The organism is Kitasatospora sp. NPDC057015, assembly GCF_042673745.1.
Taxonomy (GTDB): domain Bacteria; phylum Actinomycetota; class Actinomycetes; order Streptomycetales; family Streptomycetaceae; genus Kitasatospora.
This window is the reverse complement of record NZ_JBHUSG010000028.1, coordinates 114,460-124,855: the sequence shown is the minus strand read 5'-3', so window position 1 is coordinate 124,855 and position 10,396 is coordinate 114,460. Positions and strand designations below refer to the sequence as shown.

Genomic DNA, 10,396 nt, shown 5'->3' with positions numbered 1-10,396 from the left:
ACGTGGTCGGTGGTGAGGCCCTGGACGTCGAGGACGACGTGGTCGGTGGCGACGCGTTCGCGGGTGAAGAGGGTGGTGAGGTCGCGGCCGACCATCAGGCGCACGACCTCGCCCTCGTCGGTGTGTGCGGCGTCGAGGACTCCGGCCACGGCGCCGTCGCGCAGGACGGCGATGCGGTCGGCGAGGCGGAAGATCTCCTTCATTCGGTGGGAGACGTAGACGACGGCGACGCCCTGCGCGCGCAGTCGGCCGATCAGGGCGAACAGGGCCTCGACCTCGCCGTCGGAGAGCGAGGAGGTCGGCTCGTCGAAGGCGATGACCCTGGCGTCGCCGGTCAGCGCCCGCAGGATCTCCACCAACTGACGCTGCGCGGGGGTGAGTTCCGATCCCAGCAGGTGTGGGAGCAGGACCTTGTCGAAGCCCAGGCGCTCCAGGTCGGCGGTGATCCGGCGGTGGAGCTCGGCGCGGTTCAGGCGGCGGCCGGCGGTGCGCGGCAGGGAGCCGGCGTAGACGTTCTCGGCGACGGAGACGTGCGGGATGATCTCGGGTTCCTGCGGGATGATCCGGATGCCCAGCCGGCGGGCGTCCTGCGGCGAGGCAAGGGCGGTGGGCCGGCCGTCGATCAGGATGCCTCCCTCGGTCGGCTGGTGGTCGCCGGTCAGGATCTTCAGCAGGGTGGACTTGCCGGCGCCGTTCTCCCCCATCAGTGCCGTGACCAGGCCCGCGGGGAAGTCGAGACTGACACCGGAGAGCGCCTGCACCGCTCCGAAGCGCTTGGTGATCCCTTCGACGGCGATCACGGGGCCGGCGGCGGTCGGGGGTGGGAGAGCCGGGGGTTCGGTGCCGGGACTGGTCATCGAGGGCCTCACTAACGGTGGACCGTCGGCTGCGTGAGCCGATGGGGACAGGGCGGGGGGTGGGGCCGGCGCGGCGGGTCGGGAAGCCGCCGAGCCGGCGCGGGCGGGTGACCTGCGGGTTCAGCTGCAGGTGACGCCGGAGGCCTTCCAGTTGGAGGCGTCGACCATCTTGGTCGGCGCGAAGGCCTCCTTCGGGAAGTCCTTGCCGTTCTTGAGCTTGTCGTACATGGTCTGGACGGCCAGGGCGCCGACGTCGCTGCCGTTGATGAAGAGCGCCGCTCTCATGCCGGAGGGCTTGCCCGAGTTCCAGTTCTTGCAGGCCAGGTAGGCGCCGAGGCCGACGCCGATCACGTTGTCGGCCTTGAATCCGGCGTTCTCCAGCGCGGTGACGCCACCCTGGACGTTCTCGTCGTTGCAGCCCCAGACCACCCAGTGCTTCACACCGGTGTTGGCGGTCACGGTCGCGGCGATCTTGTCCTGGGCACCGGTCGGGGTGTTGTCGGTGGCCACGTCGATGTTCTGGACGTTGGCGCCGGCTCCGGCGAAGAAGGCGTTCTTCGCGGCCTTCACCCGGTCGGTGCAGACGGTGACGTCCTGCTTCCAGGCCGAGATGGTGCGGGTCTCGGCGGGGTTCCAGCCGGCCTTCTTGAACTCCTCGGCGGCGCGCTTGCCGACCTCGCCGCCCATCTGCTCGCCGCTGAAGCCGATCCGGGGGACGAGCGTGTCGGAGGTGCAGACCGTCGGGTCGGGGCCGGTGGTGCAGATCTGGTCGTCGGAGGTCAGCAGCGCGACCTTGGCGTCCTTGGCGGTCTGCACGACCTGCGGGCCGACGGCGGGGTCGGGCACGACCACGATCAGGCCGTTGGACTTCTGCGCGATCGCGGCCTTGGCCTCGCTGACCGTCTTGTTGGCGTCGGTGCCGAGGTTGACGACCTTGAGGTCGACGCCCAGCTCAGCGGCCTTCGCCTTCGCGCCAGCGGCCTCGCCGACGAAGTACTCCTGGTCGCCCTGCTTCTGCAGGTAGGTCATCGAGATCTTGCCGTCGACCTTCGCCACGTCCGCGCCGCCGGAGGGCGCCTGACCGGTCGAACACGCGGTGAGAGTGAGCGGGATGAGCAGGCCTGCTGCCGTGATTGCACAGGAGCGGCGGGTGCGTGCACTGAACATGGCGGATTCCTTGGCTGGAAGGGTGGGAACAGCGGCGCTGGGAATGCCACAGCACCATCCGATCACGTTCGCACTAAACCGAACGTGATGCATCATCGAAGCTGATCGATCGATCGGAAGTCAACGCCCTCGGGGTGCTGGGCTGAAACCGATACGCCGCCGTGATGCCGGGGTGGGGCTGGTTGCGAAGCCGTGTGTCCGTGGCTCACCGGGTCTCGGTGGGCGCGGGTCGCCGGTGGGGGAGTCGGCGGTTCGCTGACTGCGCGGACCCGGTCCGATGTCCGACGACGCAGTGGGGGGTGCGGACCTGCGGAGCCGACACTGACCATATTTCCGCAGGTGGAGCACAGTGCTCTGAGCTGTCGATGGCCACGGTCGAGTGACGATCGGATCAATCCGTGAGTGAAGTGTGGGTACCCCTACCTAGTACCGACGGCCGCCCCTCGATCCGCTCGACTGTGATGCGCGCTGCTTGCGGCGGTGGGCCGGGGTGGTGGCTGAGGTGACTGTGCGCAGCCCCTTGACATCTGTCTGAAACGCGAGTGTCATACAGCTCATTGTCGGCATGTGTTTGCTTCTGATCGATCGTTCAGGGTGGCGGACGTACCCCCTGAACCAGATGCGGCCCGCTGCCCGTCGCCGGCGCCTGCCTTCTGCGGCCCCACCCGCCTCGCTCAAGGAGAACCCCACCATGTCCAGAACCGGTATCCCGGGAGCCCCCCTCCGTCGCCGCACCGTGCTCGTCGCGGCCGCGCTCACCCTCGCCGCCGGCGCCGTCGCGCTCCCCCCCGCCGCGGCCCCCACCGCGGCGGCCGCCACGGCCTCGACGCCCTCGTTCGACGTCCTCAGCACCGACGCCACGTTCCAGTGCCGGCGGTCGTTCGGCGGCGGCCTCTACGACGCCGCCTCGAACAAGACCTACATCACCTACAACGGCCCCAAGATGGACGTCTACGTCCGCGCCTACGACCACGCCACCGCGGCGTGGGAGACCCCGGTCCTGGTCAAGGCCCAGAACCAGACGGGGCAGTTCGACTACCACAACTACTCGACGATCGTGCTGCTGCCCAACGGCAGGCTCGCGGTGTTCTTCAACAAGCACTCCGTCGCCTCCTACATGGCCGTCGCCCCCACCGCGCACTCCGCCGACGGCACCTGGACCACGACGAAGATCAGCGGCGACTTCAACGACTACCCGATGCCGGTGGTCGTCGGCGAGAAGCTCTACTTCTTCTACTCCCGCAACGACGACGTCAACTACCCCTACCGCAGCTACAAGGTGATGAGCTCCGACGACAACGGCACCACCTGGTCGGCCCCGTCCACGATCATCGACACCGGCAAGACCCCCGACAGGTTCGACGAGGTGTACGCCTTCGGTGTCGCCCCGATCAACGGCAGGATCTACATCAGCTACACCCTCTGGGGCGGCCCCCAGGGCCACGCCAGGCAGGGCAAGAACCTCTACGTGAGCGTCTACGACCCGGCCACCGGCCGGATGTCCAACGCCGCAGGGCAGGACGCCGGAAACACCGTCAACAGCGCCGACCTGTCCGCGCACCTGGTCCGGGCCGCCTCGCCGGCGAGCTCCGGCGACTTCTACTCCACCCACCCCATCCAGTACTCCCAGGTGTGGGCCACCGACGCGGGGCAGATCTACGTCGGCTTCGGCGAGGCCGTGAACGGCCAGCGCAACGTCCGCTACGGCCGCCTCAACGGATCCACCTGGGAGATCGGCACCGTCAAGTCCGGCACGGCCCAGTTCTTCGACATGGTCAAGACCGGCACCGACGACTTCGAGTTCCTCTTCGCCAACGAGGACTTCACCACCCTGTCCAGCGTCGTCCTGCGCGACGGCGCCACCCTCGCGCCGGTCTTCGACCTGCCGGTCGACAAGGCCGGCACCGACGCCGACCGCATTGACCACGCCGACTACATCGAGAACCGCAACTCCATCAGCGTCATGGGCACCATGGTCAACTACGCCAACCAGACTGACGACTACAGCGGGAAGTGGCCGGTCTTCACCGTCAAGCGCTGACACCCGGGCGGGGGTGTGCGCGCCCCTGCCCGTCCGGCCGACCCCTTCGTCCCGGGAAACCGTCGGCCCCGCCGCCCCGGTCCCCGACTCCGGGGACCGCTGATGCGGCAGGTCGACCGTCCGGGCGGGGCCACCGGGGATCGTGACCGGTCCTCGGTGGCCCTTCGGCTTCCCGCGCGCGGCGTACGGACGGCCGGTGGACCGTTGCGGAGCGGAAGGACCGGTACCCCGAGCCCGGGACGGGCCGTCGCGGCGCCGTACGGGTGCCCGCGGGTCCGAGGCCGTGGCTCCCGGGTTCCGCCTGCACGGATCGTGGAGCGGTGCGGGTTCGGCACCGCCACCGCACCGGTTACCCATTGTTGTTCTCACGGGGGATTCTGTCACCGAGGGTAGGTATGGGTAGGGGTCCGCATTGAATACCCAACAGCCGGCGGGCTGTGCTGGAGGTGTCGCAGCATCCGGCGCGGCTTGAGGATCGAGTAGGTGGCGACATGTTCGCAATCGGCAGAGGACATCAGGGAGGATCCGCCCCGCGGACGGCGATCTACCTCCGCGCCTACCCCCTCGATGTGACCGGGATGGAGTTCCACCGGCGAGTGCTGGAGGACACGGCCGTGGAGGCGGGGCTGCCGGGGCCGGAGGTCTTCCTGGACAACGGTCGGCGCGCGAGGGACGGCCTGCCGGCCCTGGACACCCTGCTCCGGGCCGTCCGGGCGGGTCTCTTCGAGACCGTTCTGGTGCCGGGACCGTTCGTGTTCGGTCTCGACGACGCCTGGGCTCAGGCGGTGGTCGAGGAACTGCAGCGGCACTCCTGCCGCCTGTTCCAGCTCCCCGCGCGCAGCACCTTCGGCAGCGCCGCCGGGCCGGCCACCTCGCAGACCGCCTCGGGGCGAGGCGGCGTGTTCTTGGTCCCCGTCCCGGCGGCGGTCGCGCCCGCGGTTCACCGCTGCGGTCCGACGGCGCCGGTGCCGGGATCCGCGGGCGGTTGCCCGGGCCTGCTGGGCACCTGCCCACAGCCCACGGTCGCCTGATGACGCCGGTTCGTCGGAGCCTTCCCACCACCACCACGCACTCCCCGCCGGAGACCGCCTATACGGATTGCCAGGCCTGGTTGGTGCCGCCCCGGCAGGAGTACAGCCGGACCTTGGACGTGGTGACGTTCACGTCCAGGCACAGACCGGACTGCAGGCCACGGATGGTGCCGTCGGAGTAGAAGACCCACTTCTGGTTGTCTCCGCCGGTGCAGTCGTAGATGCCGACCCTGGTTCCGTCGACGGAGCCCCGCCCCAGGGCATCGAGGCACTTCTCGCCGCCGTACAGGGTCAACTGGCCACCGGCCGTTCGCGTCCACGTCTGGCCCGCGACTGCGGCGCAGGCGGCCACCTGGACCTGGGTGCGGTTGTCACGGGTGCCCCCGGGCACATCGACGCACGTCCGGGTGCCGGCGCTGCGGAGCGACGAGGTGGGGGAGCCGTCGCCGAGCCCCCAGGCGTACTTCAGCCGGTCGACCACGGTGGTGTTGCGCACGCTCAGCGTCAGATCGGCACCACTGCCGTGAAGGGCGTACAGGGAGTACCAGTCGTAGGTGGGACGCGCCTTGGCCTTCCCCCCGAGCGCCGGCCAGTAGAGCGACCCCAGGCCGAGCGATCGGATGCGCTCGGTGAACGCGCGGACGTACCGTACGTAGTTGTCGGTGCTGCCCGCGTCGTCGTAGTCCCGCCCGTCGTCCGCGGGCGCGCCGAACTCGTCCAGGACGGTGCGTCCCGCGCAGGAACCGATCCGTGACGCCAGTAGGTCGGTCCACTCGTCGTGGGTCTTGGCGCCGAACTGGAACGTGTACAGGTGCAGGGACAGGTAGGTCCCGGCCAGGCGGCTGTCCGCGCACACCGAGGTGACGTCGCTGTTGTAGCCGCTGCCGCTCACGATGATCCGGTTTCGCGGGATCGACGGGTGAGCGGTGATCCAGCCGGCCGCGATGTCCGCCCAGGCGGCCGCGGTGTAGCCGTGGGGTTCGTTCATCGGCTCGAAGTACACGAGGCTGGTGGAGCCGTACCTGGCGGTGACGGCATTCCACATGGCGTTGAAGGCAGCCGTGTCGACGACCCTTCCGCCGGACGAGGCGCCGTCCTCCCAGTAGGAGAGAATCACCTTGAAGCCCTTGGCGGTTGCCGCGTCGACGGCTCCCGCGTAGGCGTCACCCCATGCCGTCCCCGGGACGGAGTGGACGTTGATCGGGAGTCGTACCGTGTCGGCCCCCGTGGTGCTCCGGAACCCGTTGTAGACCGCGCCGGCCTTGGCCTTGACGGTCGTGTAGCCGTCGGTCACGGCCAGGCCCTCGGGCACCACGGGGCCGTTGACGAAGTTGTCGCCAGGACGGGCCCAGTTCACGCCCTTGAACTGGCTCGGGTCCAGGGCCGGCCCGGCCGCGTTGGCCGGCGCCGCGGTGCCCAGGACGCCGAGAGGCAGGGCGGCGAGAGCGGCGAGAGCGGTCGCCGCCCTGCGGCGGAGCCTCCGCCGTGCCGGAGACGTGAGCGGGGTTGAGGCGCCGCGAGCTCTCGGGGAAAGGGAGTTGGACAATGTGCTTGCCTTCGGGGTGAGGGTTGCTGCCGTCCGTACGCCGAGGTACGAGCAGGCCGGACGGGCTCAGGAAACGAGGGGTGGTGCCGGCGGCCCAGCCCGTTGGCCGAACAGGCGGGCGTACCGATGGGTGTGGGGCCGCATCCGGTGGCGCCCCGGACGGCGGGGGCCGTGGAGTACCCGGAGGGCGACCTGCGCTCAGGCTGAAGTGCGTTGCAAAACAAGTAAGTTGACATTCTTTCACGCGAACGTCCCTCGTGCACGGTGCCATCGGCCCCAGCGGCCGGTCAAGGGTGGTTCCCAGCCGTGACGGCTTTCCGCCGCGCTGCCTTCCGTCGCGCTGCCTTCCGTCGTGGGGGTGGCCGCGTCTACCGCCTCCGACCGTGTGTGCGCGACCGGCGTCCGCTCCGGTCGTCCTGCCACGGTGTCGGCGGCGAGGAGCCGTCCGCCCCGGCGGATGCGCTTCTCACCGCGGATGCCCGCGCGTCCTCGACGTCCTGCCCGTCCTGCTGCCAGGACGGGCAGGCTGTGCCCCACGTACGAGGGCAGGGACGACGGTGACCACGTCCGCTTGCGGCTCCGCCGAACTCCTCGGGGGAGGAACGGTCTGACGGTGCCCGGTGCGCACGGGCGGTTCGTGTCGTGGAGGCCTACGGTGATGTCATCGGCGCCGCCTCGGACGGTGCTGTCCTTCCACGGCTGGAGGTTCGTCGGATGCGGGTCGGTCGGGCGCCGCACGCCCGTTGCGAGCAGCAGGTCCACGACCTCCTCGTCCACGGCGCCGTCAACAAGGACATCGCCGCCGCCCTCTTCCTCTCCCCGCGCACCGTCGAACACCACGTCGCAGCCATCCTGCGCAAACTCGGCACCACCCGCGAACAGCTGACCCGGCCGAACCACCCGCCCACGCCGTAGCCGGGGGTGCGGCGGCACCGGCGGGCGTGGTCGTGGGCGAGTCCCCGCAGCGTCGCCAGCTCCCGGCGTGTCGTCTTGGACACCGTCTGTGATCAAGGGGTAGGGTGCCCGCGCCGTCGTTTCGGGGGGTCTGGGGCGGCGGGGGTGAGGGAGGGGTTCGGGATGTCCCGTTCGGTTCGGTGGGTGGTCACCGTCGCGGCGGCGGTCACCACGTTCGTGCTGTGCCTGCGGCGGGTCAGGTGGGCGTCGTTCGACCTCGTGGGCGAGCACCACACGAACCGACCCAGGCCATGACGACGGACGAGGGCGCGCCCGGACGCGTCCAGCAGCACGTCACCGCGTCCGGCGATGCCCGGATCTACCTGGCCGCCCACGACCAGCACATCACGAACATCGCACGGGCGCCCTCACCTCTGCCGAAGGCCCTGGCCGCCCTACCCGCACCGCCGGACCACCTGGTCGGACGACGGACGAAGGTCGACGAGCTGCTCACCGCCCTCGGGCCGCAGGGAGCGCCCGGGTCGGCGACGGTGGCAGCGGTCGCGGGTCTGGCCGGGGTCGGCAAGACCGCCCTCGCCCTGCACACCGCCCAGCAAGCAGCCACCCGGGGGATGTTCCCCGGCGGGGTGCTGTTCGTCGCCCTGCGCGGGTACGACCCCACCGGCCCCGTCACCGCGCAGCGCGCCCTCGGGATCCTCCTGCGCCAGCTCGGGGTCCGGGACGAGGACCTGCCCGGTGAGGCGGAGGAGCTCGCCGCGCTCTACCGGTCCGAGCTCGCCCGGCGGGCGGAGCAGGCCGGAGCGGTCCTGATCGTCGCCGACGACGCCTCCGGCACCAGCCAACTCACCGACCTCGTCCCCGCGCAGCGCGCACACCGGCTGCTCGTCACCTCCCGCGACACCCTCACCTCTCCCACGTTCCGCGCACGCCTCCTGCGGCTGGACGAGCTCGACGCCACCGCCGCCGCCGAACTCGTCTGCTCCGCCGTCACCCTGGCCCGGCCCGACGACCGGCGCATCGCGGCCGAACCACAGGCGCTGGCCGATGTGGTGGCGCACTGCGGGCGCCTGCCGCTGGCCCTGCAGATCGCCGCGGCGCTGCTGACCTCCGACCCCGGCCTGCCCGTCGCCGCCCTCGCCGAAGACCTCGCCGGCACCCTGGACGCCCTGCAGTTCCACGACACCGACGGGCAGTCACTCGCGGTGCGCGCCGCCTTCGATCTCTCGCACCGACGCCTGGCCCCCGAACCCGCGCGGGTGTTCCGCCTCCTCGGGCTGTGTGCCGGGCCCGACCTTGCTACCGAGAGCGCCGCCGCCCTCACCGACCGGCCCACGCGCGAGACCCGCGGCGCTCTCGCCGCCATCGCCGCCGCCGGCCTCCTCACCGAGCAGCCCGTGGGTTCGGGGCGTTGGCGCATGCACGATCTCATCCGCCTCTACACCGCCGAACTCGCCAGGCCCGCCACTGAGGAGAGCCGGCAGGCCCTCGACCGGCTCATTCGGCGCTACACCTCGCTCGCAGACGCCGCCGACGATCTCCTCAGTGCACTCCCCGCCCCCGAGTTCTTCGACGACCGCACCCAGGCCCTGGACTGGCTGGACGCCGAACACCCCACCTTGGTCGCCACCATCGGTCGGCATCCCCGCGACGCCGTCAACCTGGCCTTCTGCCTCCAGCAGTTCCTGCTGTTGCGCCGGCACTTCGACGACGCCCTCAGTACTTCTCGACACGCTCTCACCGCCACCCAGGAGCTCGGTGATCGCCACAGTGAAGGGGGCGCCCTGACCAATCTCGGCAACGCCCTGCACGAGGTGCGCCGTTTCGAGGAGGCCGTCGAAGCCCATATCCGGGCCGCGGGCATCTTCGCCGACCTCCGCGATCGCCAGAGCGAAGGGCAGGCCGTGAACAACCTCGGCAGCGCCCTGCGGGTGATGCGCCGTTTCGACGAGGCGATCGACGTCCTCACCCGGGCTACGGGCATCTTCGCCGAACGGGGCGACCGCCACCGTGAAGGGCAGGCGGTGAACAACCTCGGCAACGCCCTGCGAGAAGTGGGCCGTTTCGAGGAGGCCGTCGACGCCCTGACCCGGGCTACGGGCATCTTCGCCGAACGGGGCGACCGCCGCCGCGAAGGGCAGGCGGTGAACAACCTCGGCAACGCCCTGCATGATCTGGGCCGTTTCGAGGAGGCGATCGAGGCCCACACCCGGGCCGAGGGCATCTTCGCCGAGCAAGGCGACCGCCACAGCGAAGGGCAGGCCCTGAACAACCTCGGTAGCGTCCTGCATGATGTGGGCCGTTTCGAGGAGGCGATCGAGGCCCACACCCGGGCCGTCACGATCTACCGTGACCTCGGCGACCGTCACAGCGAGGGCGGAGCCCTGAACAACCTGGGCAACGCCCTGCGAGCAGTGGGCCGTTTCGAGGAGGCGATCGACGTCCTCACCCGGGCCGTCACCGTCTACCGTGACCTCGGCGACCAGCACAGCGAAGGGCTGGCTCAGCGCAATCTGGCCGATGCGACGGCGGAGGCGGGAGCGACGGGTGGTTGGTGGCGTCGTGTACGGGGTCGGAGGAGTAGGCGTACTGGATGAACCGCGAGCGGGCGTTGACGTCCAGGGGCCGGCCTGCATCCACTCACGGTGCCCCCGCACCAGGCGATCTCCCACCGGCGGCCTTCGTAGCACTCGCCCAGCTCGGGCGGGCGGACCACCGGTCGCGGGCCCTCGGGGACGCCGCCGATCTCCGCGAGGTCGTTAGACGGGAGGGCCGCGCTGCCGCGCGATCGGCAGACGGCGTCGGCGGCCGGGCGCCGCAGGACCGAGCGGGTTGCTCGGCC

Annotated in this window: 7 protein-coding genes; 4 read left to right on the top strand and 3 right to left on the bottom strand. The window is 70.6% G+C overall.

What is annotated here, in order from left to right; translation table 11 throughout:
- Positions 1–857, bottom strand: an 857-nt coding sequence (locus ACFTWP_RS24625) for an ATP-binding cassette domain-containing protein (RefSeq protein ID WP_380266903.1), incomplete at its 3' end; no start/stop codon positions are given.
- Positions 858–977: 120 nt separating this feature from the next.
- Entirely contained in the window at positions 978–2,024 is a 1,047-nt protein-coding gene (locus ACFTWP_RS24620; protein ID WP_380266902.1) for a substrate-binding domain-containing protein, read from the bottom strand.
- Positions 2,025–2,715: 691 nt separating this feature from the next.
- Between ACFTWP_RS24620 and ACFTWP_RS24615 the strand changes: the two genes are divergently transcribed.
- Together ACFTWP_RS24615 and ACFTWP_RS24610 are read left to right on the top strand one after the other, a co-directional pair.
- Complete coding sequence (locus ACFTWP_RS24615) at positions 2,716–4,065, top strand: BNR-4 repeat-containing protein (RefSeq protein WP_380266901.1); 1,350 nt, start codon at positions 2,716–2,718, stop codon at positions 4,063–4,065.
- A 491-nt stretch (positions 4,066–4,556) separates the two neighbouring features.
- A complete protein-coding gene (locus ACFTWP_RS24610) occupies positions 4,557–5,096 on the top strand; it encodes a recombinase family protein (protein WP_380266900.1) in 540 nt (179 codons plus the stop codon).
- A 58-nt stretch (positions 5,097–5,154) separates the two neighbouring features.
- Here the strand turns inward: ACFTWP_RS24610 and ACFTWP_RS24605 are convergent, their stop codons facing one another.
- Complete coding sequence (locus ACFTWP_RS24605) at positions 5,155–6,453, bottom strand: ricin-type beta-trefoil lectin domain protein (RefSeq protein WP_380266899.1); 1,299 nt, start codon at positions 6,451–6,453, stop codon at positions 5,155–5,157.
- Positions 6,454–7,356: 903 nt separating this feature from the next.
- Between ACFTWP_RS24605 and ACFTWP_RS24600 the strand changes: the two genes are divergently transcribed.
- Positions 7,357–7,557 (top strand): LuxR C-terminal-related transcriptional regulator, encoded by a 201-nt coding sequence (locus tag ACFTWP_RS24600; RefSeq protein WP_380266898.1) that lies wholly within the window; start codon positions 7,357–7,359, stop codon positions 7,555–7,557.
- A 290-nt stretch (positions 7,558–7,847) separates the two neighbouring features.
- Complete coding sequence (locus tag ACFTWP_RS24595; protein ID WP_380266897.1) at positions 7,848–10,151, top strand: tetratricopeptide repeat protein; 2,304 nt, start codon at positions 7,848–7,850, stop codon at positions 10,149–10,151.
- Positions 10,152–10,396: the final 245 nt, after the last annotated feature.

Coding starts and splice junctions, on each gene's coding strand:
- ACFTWP_RS24610 (WP_380266900.1), top strand. CDS start 4,557: ATGTTCGCAATCGGCAGAGGACATCAGGGAGGATCCGCCCCGCGGACG.
- ACFTWP_RS24620 (WP_380266902.1), bottom strand. CDS start 2,024: ATGTTCAGTGCACGCACCCGCCGCTCCTGTGCAATCACGGCAGCAGGC.
- ACFTWP_RS24595 (WP_380266897.1), top strand. CDS start 7,848: ATGACGACGGACGAGGGCGCGCCCGGACGCGTCCAGCAGCACGTCACC.
- ACFTWP_RS24600 (WP_380266898.1), top strand. CDS start 7,357: ATGCGGGTCGGTCGGGCGCCGCACGCCCGTTGCGAGCAGCAGGTCCAC.
- ACFTWP_RS24615 (WP_380266901.1), top strand. CDS start 2,716: ATGTCCAGAACCGGTATCCCGGGAGCCCCCCTCCGTCGCCGCACCGTG.